Annotated in this window: 15 protein-coding genes; 7 read left to right on the top strand and 8 right to left on the bottom strand. The window is 43.7% G+C overall.

Features of this window, described 5'->3' with window-relative positions:
- Positions 1-137: 137 nt before the first annotated feature.
- The 4 genes from ACOOFG_RS06755 (at position 138) to ACOOFG_RS06740 (ending at position 3,610) form a co-directional block, all read left to right on the top strand.
- Positions 138-1,580 carry a hypothetical protein gene (locus ACOOFG_RS06755; protein ID WP_420420713.1) on the top strand — a complete coding sequence of 481 codons (1,443 nt, stop codon included), beginning with the start codon at positions 138-140 and terminating at the stop codon, positions 1,578-1,580.
- 97 nt (positions 1,581-1,677) lie between these two features.
- Positions 1,678-2,265, top strand: a complete 588-nt coding sequence (locus tag ACOOFG_RS06750) for a superoxide dismutase (protein WP_420420712.1) — start codon at positions 1,678-1,680, stop codon at positions 2,263-2,265.
- Positions 2,266-2,655, top strand: a complete 390-nt coding sequence (locus tag ACOOFG_RS06745) for a hypothetical protein (RefSeq protein WP_420420711.1) — start codon at positions 2,266-2,268, stop codon at positions 2,653-2,655.
- A 61-nt stretch (positions 2,656-2,716) separates the two neighbouring features.
- Entirely contained in the window at positions 2,717-3,610 is an 894-nt protein-coding gene (locus ACOOFG_RS06740) for an alpha/beta hydrolase family protein (RefSeq protein WP_420420710.1), read from the top strand.
- Here ACOOFG_RS06740 and ACOOFG_RS06735 read toward each other — a convergent pair.
- From ACOOFG_RS06735 to ACOOFG_RS06725, 3 genes are read right to left on the bottom strand one after another with little or no spacing between them, the layout of a single operon-like run.
- Entirely contained in the window at positions 3,607-4,263 is a 657-nt protein-coding gene (locus ACOOFG_RS06735; protein ID WP_420420709.1) for a Fic family protein, read from the bottom strand. The genes ACOOFG_RS06740 and ACOOFG_RS06735 overlap by 4 nt on opposite strands.
- A gap of 1 nt (position 4,264) precedes the next feature.
- Positions 4,265-4,513, bottom strand: a complete 249-nt coding sequence (locus ACOOFG_RS06730) for a Fic family protein (RefSeq protein WP_420420708.1) — start codon at positions 4,511-4,513, stop codon at positions 4,265-4,267.
- A gap of 2 nt (positions 4,514-4,515) precedes the next feature.
- Positions 4,516-5,646 (bottom strand): hypothetical protein, encoded by a 1,131-nt coding sequence (locus tag ACOOFG_RS06725; protein ID WP_420420707.1) that lies wholly within the window; start codon positions 5,644-5,646, stop codon positions 4,516-4,518.
- Positions 5,647-5,831: 185 nt separating this feature from the next.
- On the opposite strand from ACOOFG_RS06725, the gene ACOOFG_RS06720 reads away from it, so the two are divergent.
- On the top strand, positions 5,832-6,515 hold the full coding sequence (locus tag ACOOFG_RS06720; RefSeq protein ID WP_420420706.1) for a hypothetical protein: 684 nt from the start codon (positions 5,832-5,834) through the stop codon (positions 6,513-6,515).
- Between the two features lie 4 nt (positions 6,516-6,519).
- Here ACOOFG_RS06720 and ACOOFG_RS06715 read toward each other — a convergent pair whose 3' ends face one another.
- From ACOOFG_RS06715 to ACOOFG_RS06700, 4 genes are all read right to left on the bottom strand, one after another.
- Positions 6,520-8,946 (bottom strand): plasma-membrane proton-efflux P-type ATPase, encoded by a 2,427-nt coding sequence (locus ACOOFG_RS06715; protein WP_420420705.1) that lies wholly within the window; start codon positions 8,944-8,946, stop codon positions 6,520-6,522.
- Between the two features lie 5 nt (positions 8,947-8,951).
- Complete coding sequence (locus tag ACOOFG_RS06710) at positions 8,952-11,291, bottom strand: phosphoketolase (protein ID WP_420420704.1); 2,340 nt, start codon at positions 11,289-11,291, stop codon at positions 8,952-8,954.
- A gap of 214 nt (positions 11,292-11,505) precedes the next feature.
- Positions 11,506-12,219, bottom strand: a complete 714-nt coding sequence (locus ACOOFG_RS06705; protein WP_420420703.1) for a hypothetical protein — start codon at positions 12,217-12,219, stop codon at positions 11,506-11,508.
- Positions 12,220-12,254: 35 nt separating this feature from the next.
- Positions 12,255-12,890, bottom strand: a complete 636-nt coding sequence (locus ACOOFG_RS06700) for a hypothetical protein (RefSeq protein WP_420420702.1) — start codon at positions 12,888-12,890, stop codon at positions 12,255-12,257.
- A gap of 90 nt (positions 12,891-12,980) precedes the next feature.
- On the opposite strand from ACOOFG_RS06700, the gene ACOOFG_RS06695 reads away from it, so the two are divergent.
- Complete coding sequence (locus ACOOFG_RS06695; RefSeq protein ID WP_420420701.1) at positions 12,981-13,550, top strand: DNA polymerase ligase N-terminal domain-containing protein; 570 nt, start codon at positions 12,981-12,983, stop codon at positions 13,548-13,550.
- On the top strand, positions 13,547-13,708 hold the full coding sequence (locus tag ACOOFG_RS06690; protein ID WP_420420700.1) for a hypothetical protein: 162 nt from the start codon (positions 13,547-13,549) through the stop codon (positions 13,706-13,708). The genes ACOOFG_RS06695 and ACOOFG_RS06690 overlap by 4 nt, the downstream gene beginning before the upstream one ends.
- 421 nt (positions 13,709-14,129) lie before the next feature.
- Here the strand turns inward: ACOOFG_RS06690 and ACOOFG_RS06685 are convergent, their stop codons facing one another.
- On the bottom strand, positions 14,130-14,402 hold the full coding sequence (locus tag ACOOFG_RS06685) for an NHLP leader peptide family RiPP precursor (RefSeq protein WP_420420699.1): 273 nt from the start codon (positions 14,400-14,402) through the stop codon (positions 14,130-14,132).
- Positions 14,403-14,429 lie beyond the last annotated feature (27 nt).

The following is a 14,429-nucleotide window of genomic DNA, read 5'->3' as shown; positions in this document are numbered from 1 at the left end:
AAGGAGTAATTTTTTTGAATATAGTTCTGATATGCCAAAATATGAGACCAAGGTTGTGGTTATATGCGTAAATAATTAAAGACAAGAAACTTTAAGGTAAGCTATTCTACTTTCGAAATTTTTTTAGGAGAGTAAAAATGGCTAATACATCCCAACCAATATCTGGAACAGTTCTTTTTACAAACAATCCTGTAGACAACTTTGGAGACGTGAGCTGCGCTTTAAAGTGTGCGCGCAGCCTTGTTGAAGCAGGTACTTTACAAAGCAGGCAAGTCGAAATTCGGCCATCTGTACGTTTAGACAAATTTCGAGGCTTTGATCATTATCATTTTAAAGTTTCTCCTCTGTTTAAAGAAAGAAAGTGGCATGATTCAGGTCCTCGTGAATTTGAGGAAATCTCAGGCCTGGCATTTCAGGTGGTTGCTCCTTCAAACGGATGTGGAGATGCATTTTTGCATTTGCGTCGCAAGGGGGTCAAAACTCTTTCACTTTTTGAATATGGGTTTAATCCTGACAGGCTTCCAGCTCTTGAGCCATTTTACCTTGCGCTGGGCCTTGGGTTAGGTGAGGATAAAAAGGGAATTTTTATTGAGCATGATTGGGAAAAGCAGCATGCACTTACGACAAGAGCTCAACGGATGGAACGTTTTACAGAAATCTCTCCTGAACTGCAACGTAGGATTCTCGGTGAGCTCCCTCTACCAGCTTTTGCCGAAAGTTGTGGTCTCTATGTCGGATATTCCAACGATGATACCATGAGGTTAGGATTTGTTGACGCTATCCTCAACACAAATCTAACAGATGAAACCCTTGTCTTGATTCTTCCTCGCTTTGATGCCAACAAGCATGAAAATGCAATCAGAGAGATCTGTGAATTGAATCAAGTGAAAACTCTGATCATTTCAGACCCCGAAAAAGAACGGTTTGTCTCCATTGCTGAAGAGGGGAGAGCCGTCAGGCTTTGCGTTGGCAGTTTTGATCATCATGATCTCCTTTTATTATGGCAATCTTCAGAGGAAGAAGCTTTAGTCACAGGGGATCAAAGTGTCAGTGAAGCCATTTCAGCAAACAAACGGTTTTGTTATGAAGAGCGAGATCATAAACAGCGCTTTGCTTCTTCAATGACAGCAATCTTTTCTAATTGTGACCCAGAAAGGCATCCTGCAAGAGGTTGGCATTTCCCAGCAGTATTGCCGACACTGAGAACTCACAACTGGAACACATATACTTCTTGTTCAACTGCAATGCAAAAACTCTTTGACCCTAAATTTCGCGCGCACTTTACGGCATTTAACCGCGAAGTGTGTTTGCATCACAATTGTGTTCCCCACATTGACAAAGCTATTCGTGAGATGCTCGAGAGCGAGGCTGAGAAGAAAATTGTCTATCTTTTTGATTCTGATGCTTTCGATCCCACTCAGCTTGAAGATGGCATTGTCTATATTATCTCTTTAGATCAAATGCTCGGGATGAAAATCAAAACTGATACAGGTGAATCTTTACTTCCTGAGCTCAATGGCAAAACTTTCGAAAATGGGAATCTTAAAGATCTTTTTTATGTGGTACAAACAACGCTGTAGACAATGAGTGACTAAGCACTTTTTTACGTAGAGCTAAAATCATTTTTTTCGTACACTTAGGAGTTCGTTTTAAATCCTGTTACCAAGGTGTATTCAAATGGCATTCACACAATCTGATCTACCCTATGACTTGTCAGCACTTGCTCCATTCGTCTCAGAAGAGCAAATGCACTATCACTACAACAAACATCATGCAGCTTATTTCAAGAAGCTCAACGGTCTTGTTGAAGGGAAAAAAGAAGAGCAGCTTTCTTTAGAGGAAGTTGTTGTGCAGTCTTCGGGTGGGGTGTTTAATAATGCTGCTCAAGCTTGGAATCACACCTTTTTCTGGGATTGCATGTCTCCAAATGGAGGAGGACAGCCAAAGGGAGAACTCAAAGAAGCGATTGATAGAGATTTTGGAGGGCTAGAGCCTTTCATGAAGCAATTCTCAGATGCTGCTGCGACGCTTTTTGGATCTGGTTGGGCATGGCTAGCAAGCGATGATCAGGGGAAACTCGAGATCATGGCTCTTAGCAATGCCGACACTCCATTAAAACACAAAAAAACTCCCATCCTCACATTAGATGTTTGGGAACATGCCTATTATATCGATTATCGCAATGAGCGTCCTCGATTTATCGAGCAATTTAAAGACGTGATTCATTGGGATTTTGCTCAACAATGTTACCTAGATGCGAAATAAATGGACTCGAAAAAAAAGACCCTTCTTAAGCTCCTTGATGTGATTGCTGATCAACAAAAGGAGCTCTCTGAATGTCATGACTATTACCAGCGGCTCGAAAAAGAACTGGACCATCGTCGTGAACATCTAGCAAATCCTGAAGATCTGTCTGATCTGACGCGTGATATTGCGACTTTGAATCGTGAGTTCGAGCAAAAGACAGAGCATATGCATGAAAATCTCAATGAGGCCCTCGTCAAAGGGCATGACCTAGCTCAAGAAATTGGCAAGGAGATTGCACACGATTTCAAGCAACTTTGGGATTACATGACCGATACGATGCATCAAGAGGTTAAGCTTGAAAAGGTTCTAAAAGAAATCGAGCGGATCAAAAGCGACTTCTTAGCTTAGCCCTTCCTCGAAGGGTTGTAAGAAAGGAGGGGATTTTATAAAAGGTGCTTGAGGGCGTTTAATGATGAGCTACCTAAAAGGCACCAAAGTCTGTTTACTTTTTCTTATTCTACTCTCCACATTCAATCTTGCGTGGGCGTACCCCCGAGGGAAGGTCATTTTGGATAAAAAATATCAGGAACCTGACAATCAGGAGACACGCACCTATCAAGATGTGATTCTCGATTGTGGGCAGAAAGGAAGGGCCATGTTTACCATTAGCCTTCCAGAAAAAATCCCAGAAGGAGGTCTTCCTTGCATTGTGATTGTTGGAGGACTCATGACAGGGCGAGAAAGTCTCCGCTTTGTTCCAGATCACGGGAACTACGCTCTTGTGGCATATGAGTATTCCGATACGCTGAAAAAGCTGCGTAAGCTTGATGTTTTATGGAATCTGTTATCTGTGCGAAAAGCTCTCTTAGAGGTGCCGCCTCAGCTGCTTGTGATCATCAAGTACCTGCAAGAGCAAAAATGGATGGACCCGAAACCCATCGAGTTCATGGGTTATAGTTTTGGATCGATTTTCATTCCTGTGACGTATGTGACGGCTCAAGAAAAGGGAATCAAACTCGGACCCGCTGTCTTGGCTTATGGTGGGGCTGGGATTCATTGTCTTCTCAAAGCAAATCTCAAGGTTCCAGGCTTTCTCAAAGGGCCAGTTGCAACAATGGCAGCAGCGCTTTTTAAACCTATTGATCCACTGCTCTACGCTCCGAAAATGAAGGGCAAGTTTTTGATCATTAATGGACTTTACGATAGCCAAATTCCCTTCGAATGTGCTCAGCGGTTGCAGGATGTGATTCCCGAGCCAAAAACGGTGATCAATCTCGAGACGGAGCATATGTCGCCCGAGAACACAGAGCTCACCTTGCGCCTCATCAATATCAGCCGTCAATGGCTCGAAGAAAACGATTAGAAGGCTGCTACTTCGGCCATTCTTTTAGAGAAATAGGACGCCATGGCTTCTTCAGAATCGTGAGCTTCAATGTATCGGTTCCGCATCGAATATTCTGAAGGGAAGACAAGCAAGGGGCGGTTGCAGTAGGTTGAGATGTAGTTTGCAATTAACCGTCCCATTCGACCATTTCCATCACCAAAAGGATGGATTTTTTCAAACCGGAGAAACTGCGACCCTGCGAAATTTGCGAAAGCCTTGTCGCTTCTGGCGTATGTTTCATGGTTTTTAGCTAAATCTTCGTTGAGATCTTCAACCCAACACTGGATGAGAGCTGGGACACGTTCATATTGTGGAGGGATATGTTTTCCGATCCTGACATTTTTCTGAAGTGAGGGCCCTCGGATGTGCCCGATTTCTTGATCGCCAATGTGGTCGCCACTTCGCTCTTTTTGCTCTTTTCCTAGTAATGCTTGCCAAGTTCGTAGAATTTTGACAGACAAAGGCGCGCGGTTTCTAGCAGCTTCTTGTGAGAGTGTAAAGGCACCGAAGTGCCCTTTGCTTGGATCTTGAAACGTAGGATCTGCATAATCGATTTCATGGATCCCTTCCATTTGGTTGCTTTCATTAAGAAACAGACTGGTTCTATTGGATATTTCTTGCGTAGCAGCCATTTTAACCTCCATGAACCATACAGTAACTTTTTTGCACGCCTTCAAAGATCTTGCGAACAAACTCTTGTTGTTGCTGTGGAGATTTGACCTTTAGTCCAAAGACTGCGTCATCAACTGATGCACCCAGTGCGGCAGGAGGAAGTCCAAAACGTTCTAAAACGTAATCCATCATGTGTCTAGACATTCTTCCATTTCCACCGTCAAAAGGGTGAATCGAGACGAGCCGTTGGTAGGCTTGAGCCGCAGTCACAATCACACTTTTCCAGCATCGCAGAGTTTAATTTGTTCATTAAGCCAACGCTCATATTCGCCTGTCATCTCTTTCACATTGATTTCACGAGGGTAAATTTCGACGGCTCCACTTGAGCGCACAGCTTTGTTGCGAAGCTTGCCGGCGTTTGCCTCTTCTCCTGAAGTCAGTGTTTGGTGAATGGCTTGAACAGTCCCAAAAGGAACACGCTGCCCAAGTTTTCCCTGAGTTGTGGCTTCTTGACGCGTTTTTTTCTCAGCAGCCTGCCAATTTTGCGTGGCCTTGGGTGTGATATTGGTTTGAGTGCTAATTGTTTTAGATCCGCTCATACGCAATTGTAGCCATTGATTGAACCTCGTTGGAGATCGCTGTTGAAATGAGCCAATATCTTGAGAAATATTTTTGGATCGATATTTTGCTTCATATGCAAGCATGTCACTATTGAGGCTTGGATTGACTTCATCGTTTTGGATCTGAACCCAGTTAAGGCGGTTTGGAGATAAGCCATATAAAGCGACTAAATTACGCCATGTTTTATTCTCATTGAGAAGATCGATATCCATCACTTGGAGAAATTTTTCAAATTGTCGGTTTTGTGCTTCTTGGCCACTTCCGTGAAGTTTTCGGAAGTCTCTAAAGGCTCCTTGATTTTCAAATAAGTAGGCATGAATGGCGCGAACTTGTTTTGGTGTAGCCGCATTTGTTGTCAGAAGAAAGTCGATAGCCCCAATCGCTTTTTCTTGAGGAAGCGCGTTAAAGTCTGTAATTGCAAGTCGCGGGTCGTACCTTACCCCTTTTTCTTGTTCTAAGAGCCTATCAAGACCACTTGGTTTTGGTTCTTCGCTAAGTGTGGCGACTGCTGGAATTTCTCTAATTTCTTCAGCTTCCTTGGGAGGTTCTGTCACCTTTTCAGAGCTTAGAGATTCATCTTTTTCATTTGGGGTTTGTAGAGACATGATGACGTTTACCGCCACGGCCAAGACTGCAACCTCTTCTGGTAGGTGATGCTGTTCTACTAACTGTTTGATTTGTGGGCCATGCCCCTGAGATACTAAAGTTGAAGCTATTTCATTTCTTATCTGTGCAGCTTCTTCAGATCTTCGCGTAGACGCGATATCAGAAAATTGACTCATTTTCCCTATCCTTTTTTTCCATCCTAAAATGAAAATTATAACATAAAATTTAATTTACATTAAATTAATATTTAATAATTAGTTTAAAATATTTAAACGGTTTAAATTAAATGATTTAAGTATAATTTACATTAAATCTGCAATATGGTATAATATTTAACATTCTAAAAATGAGGGAGATAAAAATGAATTTAAAAGCAATTGAGTATCATAGGGATTCGTATTCCATACCGGCTTCTATCAAATCAGCTTTTGATTCAGATTTTTTAGACCAAGTCTCTTTTGAAATATCAGATAGTCAGGAACATAAAGCTCTGTGTCGTTACGAAGAGAGGGTTATCGTCCTTGGTCCTAGGTTTGATCAGCTGTCAGAGCCCGATCAGTTTGCCTATGTCGCATTTGAACTTTATAATCTGATGAAGGCAAGGCAATTCGAAGCCATCATACAGAGTTCAGATTCTGTTGATGTTCTTGTACAAAATATTGAGCAGCTTGAACATGGATCTGCTTTGCAGACTCAAGCACTTGCAAGAGAAGTTTTAGGGACTGATGTAGATTATGAACTCAAACATGTTGATCGAGATTTTGACTCTTTTTATGCGTTTGAACAACTCAAGGGGCACTCTCAATGGCTTGCAAAAAAGTATCGCCCACAAGAACGCTACCTAGGAACGATTGCTGCAATACTTGAAAGAATGACCCAAGCAGATAAGGAGAGTGTTTATACATTACTTCATGCTAGGCATCATGATCCAGAGCGTTTTGAAAAGTTGTATCAGGTGTTGACTCGTGCATCGAAGACGGATCCTAGTTGGGCAAATGTCTACGCTTGTGCGCAAGCAATCTTTCCCTCATCTGAAGGAATGTAATATCTTATCCATGTGGATGGAGTTTTTCTGAGGTCTTATCTAAAAACTCTTCACTGCTTCCTTTGAAATTAAGAATTTTGTAGATCAAGATCTTTGTCCACATACAAATCACAAACCAAGCGGCAATGTAGAGCCAAGAAAATCCGACGTATTTCCAACCAATTCCAACAAAGTCGTCAGAGCCGAGTCCGTAGACGGAAGCGAGCGTTCCGACCACTTGAGAAAAGAGGGTAGCGAGGAAGAACTTCCACTCTGGTAGGGGTTTGGCTAAAAGTTCACCGGTATTTCGAGTCAGATAGATCGTTAAGTTCCCTCCACAGAGGATGGCCATAAAGGCGAGGGTTCGACTATGCTGCAAATCAAAGTGCCAGAATTCACGCCCTATCCAAAACAGCCCGAATGTCGAAATGACCCCAACGATAGCAAGACCGATGGCGACGGAAAAGACTTCCCGCATGTCCCACGACACCGGTTTGATTTGGGCTTTCATATGGTCGTAGGCAATCATCATAATTGGGATGTCGTTGAGAAGGGCGATGACAATGATCATGACAGCTGTTAAGGCGCTTGTTTGAAGAAGAACAAGGGCGAGGAACAGGAAAAAGAGAAGACGGCATGTTTCGCTTATCCGGTACATGGCGTAGCTTTTCATTCGGCCGAAAATGCGTCTGGCTTCATCTATCGCATGTTTGATGACAAGAAGGCCAGGCTCAGTCAAAATGAGATCCGCAGCGGCCCGCGCTGCATCTGTGGCGTTGCTAACAGCGATTCCGATGTCTGCTTGTTTGAGCGCAGGAGCATCGTTCACTCCATCGCCTGTCATGCCCACAATGTGTTTTTTACCTTGGAGTCGTTTGACAATTTGAAATTTGTGCTCGGGAAAGACTTCCGAGAATCCATCGGCTTGTTCGAGCATTTCTTCTGTAGTTTCCTCGGGAATGTCTTTTGAGCAGAGCTCACTTGCGGGAATAATATTGGTTCCAAGATCGAGTTTTCCGGCAATTTCTTTGGCAATGGCTGTATGATCCCCGGTCACCATTTTCACTTTCACATGCATTTCTTTGGCTTTTTCGATGGTTTCTTTTGTGTCTTCACGAGGAGGGTCAAAGAGGGGAATGAGCCCTAAAAAGGTCCAGCTTTTACCATCTCCTTTTGCGACACCGAGCGTTCGAAAACCTCGCGCAGCAAGTTCATCTACCGCTTTGTTCACTTCTGTGGAGAGTTTTTCATCGGGATTAGCAAAAGCTAAGATGACTTGCGGCGCACCTTTGGCCGCATGAAATGTTTCCCGATTGGGACCGGTGACATGAGCTTCTGTTTTTTTATTCACTGGGTCAAAAGGAATGAATTTGGTGATTTTGTATTCAGAAAGATGCTCTTTTTCTTTGTAGCTTGCACCAATAGCTAGATCTATTGCGTCATCTCCATTGAGGTTCGAGGCTAAGCAGGCGTTTAACAGCACTTCCTCAGGAGTTGATCCATAGGTTTGAACATCACCAACAGTGAGTTCGTTTTTAGTCAGGGTTCCGGTTTTGTCTGAGCATAAGACGTCCATGCCAGCAAGTTCTTCGATAGCGATGAGTTTGGACACAATGGCTTTGAGCTTGGCCATCCGACTGGCACCAATGGCCATGGTCATCGATAAAACGGCGGGGAGTGCGACGGGAATTCCAGCAATGACTAAGACGAGGATGAAGATGGCAAGGTTTCCTAAGTCAGTGTGCAGTGTGTGGCTCACTTCAATACGGAATAGGGCAAGGATGAGCAGGACTGCCGCAATTCCAAGTGTCATAAAAATCAAAAAGTGACCAATTTTCATGACAGCTTGCTGGAAGTGTGACTTTGTTTTGGCTTCAGCAACAAGTTTTGCTGTGCGGCCAAAGAAGGTACTGAAACCGGTTTCTGTAACAACACCTGTCATTTCTCCTAGTTTGGCGATTGTTCCAGAAAAGGCCATGTCGCCGATTTTTTTATTGACGGGGAGTGATTCTCCTGTGAGCGCGGATTGGTCAACGGTGAGGTATTCTCCTCTACTGAGTTTGATATCGGCGGGGATGATATTTCCTAGTTTAACCGTCGTGACATCGCCTGGCACGAGGTCTTTGGCATCGATTGTCTGCCACTTCCCATCGCGCAAGACACGGGCTTTGAGGGCGAGTTTTTGTTTTAAGGCTTCGATGGCGTTATTTGCTTTGAACTCTTGAAAAAAACCAAGAGCTGCATTGATGAGAAGCAATTCGATCATCCATGGAATAGGTCCCCAGAAAAACGTGAGAAGGCGGAAATAGATGCTTCTCGCTTTTCCCTCGATAATGTTTTCACCATACTTTTTGAGTCGTGTTTGGGCTTCTTGAGATGAGAGCCCTTTTTCTAAGTCGGTTTCGAGTTTTTTTGCGGTTTCTTCAGGGGATAATTTATCAAAGTCGCCCATGTTTTTTATGCCTCCCATTTCCAATTACGGACTTCCGGAATGTCTTCCCCATGCTCATAGATGTAGACCTTATGGTCATCGAGCTTTTGCTTGCATTCGGTGATAAAATCTCCAGCAACTGATTTCATGTGTGGCAGGTGATGCAGGGCTTCAACTGCTAAATGAAAACGGCTCATCTGGTTACAAACGACCATATCAAATGGGGTCGTAGTTGTTCCTTCTTCGATGTAACCACGGACGTGGAAGCGGTGAGGATGAGAGCGTTTGTAGGTGAGTTCGTGGATGACGCGCGGGTGACCGTGAAAGGCAAAGATAACGGGAGTGTCGCTGCCAAAGAGGGATTCAAAGGTTTCTTCATCAAATCCGTGGGGATGGCGCGAATGAGGCATCAGTGTGAAGAGGTCGACGACATTGACCATACGGATTTTTAGATCGGGAAACTTCTTTCGCAGGATTGAAATGGCAGCAAGCGTTTCCAAGGTTGGAGTGTCTCCAGCAGATGCCATGATGACATCGGGGTGACCCTGGTCATTGGAGGCCCAATCCCAAATAGAAGCTCCTTTCGTACAATGCTCTTTAGCTTGTTTCATATTGAGCCATTGAGGCATGGGTTGTTTACCTGAAACAATCAAGTTGATGTAATTTTTACTTTCTAGGCAGTGCTTCCCGACTTCGAGCAAGCAGTTGGCATCTGGAGGAAGATAGATACGAGCGATTGAGCATTTCTTTTGCATAACGGACTCAATGAACCCAGGGCCTTGGTGGCTATACCCATTGTGGTCTTGGCGCCAGGCGTGAGAAGTGAGCAAGTAGTTGAGGGAAGCGATGGGTTTTCGCCAAGGAAGCTCTTGGCAAGCTTTGAGCCACTTTCCGTGTTGGTTGAGCATCGAGTCGACAATGAGAGCAAAGGCTTCATAACAAGGAAAGATGCCATGACGTCCTGTGAGAAGGTACCCTTCAAGCCATCCTTGACAAAGATGTTCGCTGAGCACTTCCATGACGCGACCTTCATTGGATAAGTCATCATCACTATCGAAAATTTCTCCAAGGTAGGTGCGTCCTGTGACTTCAAAGACGTGATTAAAACGATTGGAATTGGTTTCGTCTGGGCAAAAGACTCTGAAGTTATTTCCGTTTTCTTTCATGATGTCCCGCACGAGCTTTCCAAGTTCACGTGTGGCCTCAGCAATCACACTTCCAGGGCTAGAAACTTTCACTTCATAGTTTGCTGTTTCTGGGATGGACAATTCTTTGAGGAGAAGTCCTCCATTGGCATGAGGGGTGCAGCCCATTCGAAGCTCTTTGGGAGGGACGACAGATAAGATGTCAGAGTTGGGTTTTCCTGCGTCATCAAAAAGCTCATCCGGCTTATAACTTTTCATCCAAGTTTCGAGCATTTCTAGGTGGTCTTTTTTTTCAATGACGTCTGAGAGAGGAACTTGGTGTGAACGAAAAGTTCCTTCGACTTTTTTTCCATCGACTTCTTTGGGGCCTGTCCATCCTTTGGGGGTGCGCATGACAATCATCGGCCAATCTACAGCATTGCCATCGAAAGGCTCTGATTGTCTCTTCCGAATTTCTGCATAAGCCCAATCTAGAGTTTCCCATAAAACGGAGTGGAGAGCTGCTGGGTCGTCTCCTTCGATGAAGCGAGGTGCATAACCACACCCTTTGAAAAACTCTTCAACTTTCGTGTCAGGCATCCGCCCAAAAACAGTTGGCCCAGAAATTTTATAACCGTTGAGATGTAGAATTGGCAGGACAGCTCCATCCTGTTTGGGGTTGATGAACTTATTTGATTGCCAGCTTGTGGCAAGCGGTCCTGTTTCAGCTTCACCATCTCCGACGACGCAAACGGCAATCAACTCGGGGTTGTCTAGGATGGCTCCGTAAGCATGGACGAGAGAGTAACCAAGTTCGCCACCTTCATGAATCGAACCTGGAGTGGGAGGACTGACATGACTTGGCACTCCGCCTGGCCAAGAAAAGTCTTTCATCAGTTTTTCCATTCCAGAAAGATCTTGGGTCAGGTCGGGATAGGTTTCTGTCATGCATCCTTCTAGATAGACATTAGCCCGCAAGGCAGGTCCCCCATGACCATGACCTGTGAGATAAATCATTTTTGCTTGGGTGTCTTGAATCAGGCGATTGAGATGAGCGTAGATGAAGTTGAGACCAGGGGAGGTTCCCCAATGACCTAAGAGTCGTTTTTTGATGTGCTCGGGTTTAAGAGGCTCTTTAAGTAAGGGGTTCGAGCGCAGGTAAATTTGTCCCACGGACAGATAGTTACAAGCGCGAAAGTAAGCATCAAGCGCTTCGATGCGTTTGGAATCCACATGTGCCATACCAATCTCCTCTATTTCTTATCCTAATAGAGGAAGGGCAAAGAAAAAGCAACTCTGTTCCCTATTCTACGACTAGATAGTGTCGTCACTAGAGCGGCAATAAAGAAGCGGCTCGTGGAGAAAAGTTCAAGGCGATTAGATAGCAGGAAGCCCAAATCGGGCTTTCGAAGGAAGGCAACGATGAAATTATCTTCAGGAGTCGTTTAAGGATTGACTAACTTGTGACGACACTATCTAAGATAGCAGGAGGGGCGTCTGGTGGGACAGGAGCTGGCAATTTTTGCAAGAATAGTTGAGTAATGACTCGGGAAACAACATAAACGACAGCGAGTATTCCCAAGAGCTTGAAGATTTTTTTGAAGACTTCGTCGTCGACTTTTTGGGTCAGGGGATCAAACTCAGAAGTTTTTGCAGCCTCGTACTTTTGAAGAGGAATGAGATATTTTTTTGTGGGACTGTACTGATTGATCCATTCAGTTGCAACCGCATGAACAGTTTTAGGAATTCTTTCAGGAGAAGCTGGGTCCTGGCATTCACCGTCTAAGATCACCTCTGCGAAAAAGAAGGGATGAGAGCAAGTTGAGGGGTAACAATCAAAATCTTCAGGTAAGGGCTCTTCTACAGTTTCTTCTGGAGAAGCTATAAGCGTGCAGTGGCGTATTTTGCCTTTGTCTTGTTCAAAAAGGCTGATATGCACTGTGTTTTCTGAACTCAGACGGACAAACGTTTTATTTGCATCGCCTGCAACTTGAGCGTTCCAGACAACTTCGCGAAACTTAAAATCGACTCCATATGTCAAAGCATCAAAAAAGGTTTTTTCTTCACGTTCTCCAGTTCTAGGGTGCACAATGGTTGTTGGATTCTCCAAGCGAGGTTTAATGCGCTCTTGAAAGGTATTGGGAAGGTTTGCTAGGAGAACGGTTGACATTTTGATACCCCAAAGAAATTCATGAAGATAAAAGTTTATTGAACGTTGGCCATTCCTGTCAAATGATCTGTATTTTGAATGCGTCTCATCATGTATGTTGCGACTTTATATGCCAAAAATAGAGCAAAAGCGATTGCAGCGAGTTTAAAAGCGAGCGGAAAAGGTTTTTCAGAAGGCTCTGTAGGAGAATCCTTGGCATTGGACACCTTTTTTGGAACGGTGAACTCTCTTCCTGTTAATTTTTTACAGTCATCCTCCAATTTTTGCTGCTGAATCCATCTCATCGCAAGGTCGGCGGTTTTTTCTGCTAACTGAAAGGATGCTTCTGGACCTAAGACTTCTCCTTCAAGGAGAAGTTTGGAGAAACGCTGGCCCGTTGTTTCATATGCAATCGCATAGTCTGACGTGAGGGGACCATTAAAGTGAAAGACCTTAATTTTTCCTTCTTCAGAGGGATGTTTGATGCAGTTCCAGATATGAAACTCTCCATCTGATTCGGCGCGAATGAAGGTTGCGGATTCATCAGATTTTACATCAACAAGGACATTCCAACTTTTGCCATCATAAGAAACTTTCTTTTTATCAATCGTTGGATTCTCATTTAAAAATGTTGAAAGTTCCGTTGGTAAACACTTGTCATAGGTATCGCTTAGATTAACTATAAAAGCCATAATACACCGTTTTTTTAGGGCTAAATAATAGTGGATCTTTGAATAAAAAGGTAGCTTCAAAAAAAGATTATGACGCGTTAAAAGGAAGGAATGATAGCAAAAAAGTTGGCAGCATACTCTAAAAAGCGCAATGTTAAACGGTCTAAAGAGCCTAAAGCTAAAGTGGCGAAGTCAGTTGGGAATCCTGCCTTTGTCATTCAAAAGCATGCGGCGCGTTCTCTTCACTATGATCTTCGCCTTGAAGTGGAAGGTGTCATGAAGTCTTGGGCTGTTCCCAAAGGTCCTTCTCTCAACCCCCAAGATAAGCGGCTTGCAGTCTTAACTGATGATCATCCTCTTTCTTACAAGAACTTTGAAGGAGTCATTCCTGAAGGAGAGTATGGAGCAGGGACGGTGATTGTTTGGGATCGTGGGCGGTACAAGAATCTCAAATCTTATACGATGCAAACGGCCTTTCGTCGAGGTACAATTGAAGTTGAATTGAGAGGCAAAAAGGTCAAAGGGGGTTATGCGCTCGTTCACATGCAGGGGAAAAATTGGCTTCTCATCAAAATGAAAGATGCCCATGCCGATGGTCGGAAAAACCTTGTCAAATCTTGTCCTGAATCGGTGAAGTCAGGGAAGACCATTGAACAGGTTCGACGGGAGAAGAAAAAATGAGCTTCAAGTCTCCAATGCTTGCCACCCTCATAAAAAAACGTTTTTCTGATCCGAAGTGGGTTTTTGAAAAAAAGCTCAATACAAGCTTTCCTGAAATTGTTGCGGCGTTTGCAACTCCTCCCACATGGCGTGAGGTGAGCTCGAGCTTATCAGCCTAAAAACCCAGAGTTCAGGTTAAAAGTACCATCTGAAAAATACCAGAAAACGGCTCTCCAAAGATCCCTGGAGTGGGATGCAACTTAGCGTAAAGTCTTTAAAATTAGTAAACAAGAAAATTGTATTGCTGAAGGAGAGGTGACAGTCTAAAAGTGACTGATCCGCCCTTCTTCCCGCCTTCTATGACGAGGAACTTCGCTAACGCTATGCACATAAGTGGTTTGTGTGGAAACTCTTTCATCTTTCTACTTCTTTTATCATTAAGGTACATCTATGATAACATTTGATAGAGTTTTTTTCAATTTGCAGAGCAGCTGTGAGATACACTTACGATCAACGATTTAAGAATCGTGTTTTTCTTAAGCCACAAGATTTCAATCTTCTAAGAACGGGGATTTTTTTTTATAAAATGGGCGATATGCTCTAGCCAGCGTAATGATAGCCGGCAACGATGTGGCTTAAGAAGTCGTCTGAAAGTTCTTTGGAAGGCTTTTTAGGGATGACAAAGTGAAGGGCTTCTTCACTATTTTCGTGAACATGAAGGGCAATCTTTTCCGGAATGTCGATGCCATTTTCTTTTAAAACAGCTCGAGGGTTTTCAAATAGGGCCTGCTTTTGGTTAGGATCATCCCAAATTTTACGGATGATTTTATTCCAGTTTTTGATTGCGCTTGAGATTTCTTTATTTTCGTTCATATAAAATATACTTATGTTATGAGAAGA

The organism is Simkania sp. (assembly GCF_965215465.1).
Lineage (GTDB): Bacteria > Chlamydiota > Chlamydiia > Chlamydiales > Simkaniaceae > Simkania.
Note: the sequence above shows the minus strand (reverse complement) of the source record. Positions and strands in the feature narration are given on the sequence as shown.

What these genes read in the sequence shown, in the direction of transcription:
- ACOOFG_RS06755 (WP_420420713.1), top strand. Translation starts at nt 138, where the DNA reads ATGGCTAATACATCCCAACCAATATCTGGAACAGTTCTTTTTACAAAC.
- ACOOFG_RS06750 (WP_420420712.1), top strand. Translation starts at nt 1,678, where the DNA reads ATGGCATTCACACAATCTGATCTACCCTATGACTTGTCAGCACTTGCT.
- ACOOFG_RS06745 (WP_420420711.1), top strand. Translation starts at nt 2,266, where the DNA reads ATGGACTCGAAAAAAAAGACCCTTCTTAAGCTCCTTGATGTGATTGCT.
- ACOOFG_RS06740 (WP_420420710.1), top strand. Translation starts at nt 2,717, where the DNA reads ATGATGAGCTACCTAAAAGGCACCAAAGTCTGTTTACTTTTTCTTATT.
- ACOOFG_RS06735 (WP_420420709.1), bottom strand. Translation starts at nt 4,263, where the DNA reads ATGGCTGCTACGCAAGAAATATCCAATAGAACCAGTCTGTTTCTTAAT.
- ACOOFG_RS06725 (WP_420420707.1), bottom strand. Translation starts at nt 5,646, where the DNA reads ATGAGTCAATTTTCTGATATCGCGTCTACGCGAAGATCTGAAGAAGCT.
- ACOOFG_RS06720 (WP_420420706.1), top strand. Translation starts at nt 5,832, where the DNA reads ATGAATTTAAAAGCAATTGAGTATCATAGGGATTCGTATTCCATACCG.
- ACOOFG_RS06715 (WP_420420705.1), bottom strand. Translation starts at nt 8,946, where the DNA reads ATGGGCGACTTTGATAAATTATCCCCTGAAGAAACCGCAAAAAAACTC.
- ACOOFG_RS06710 (WP_420420704.1), bottom strand. Translation starts at nt 11,291, where the DNA reads ATGGCACATGTGGATTCCAAACGCATCGAAGCGCTTGATGCTTACTTT.
- ACOOFG_RS06705 (WP_420420703.1), bottom strand. Translation starts at nt 12,219, where the DNA reads ATGTCAACCGTTCTCCTAGCAAACCTTCCCAATACCTTTCAAGAGCGC.
- ACOOFG_RS06700 (WP_420420702.1), bottom strand. Translation starts at nt 12,890, where the DNA reads ATGGCTTTTATAGTTAATCTAAGCGATACCTATGACAAGTGTTTACCA.
- ACOOFG_RS06695 (WP_420420701.1), top strand. Translation starts at nt 12,981, where the DNA reads ATGATAGCAAAAAAGTTGGCAGCATACTCTAAAAAGCGCAATGTTAAA.
- ACOOFG_RS06690 (WP_420420700.1), top strand. Translation starts at nt 13,547, where the DNA reads ATGAGCTTCAAGTCTCCAATGCTTGCCACCCTCATAAAAAAACGTTTT.
- ACOOFG_RS06685 (WP_420420699.1), bottom strand. Translation starts at nt 14,402, where the DNA reads ATGAACGAAAATAAAGAAATCTCAAGCGCAATCAAAAACTGGAATAAA.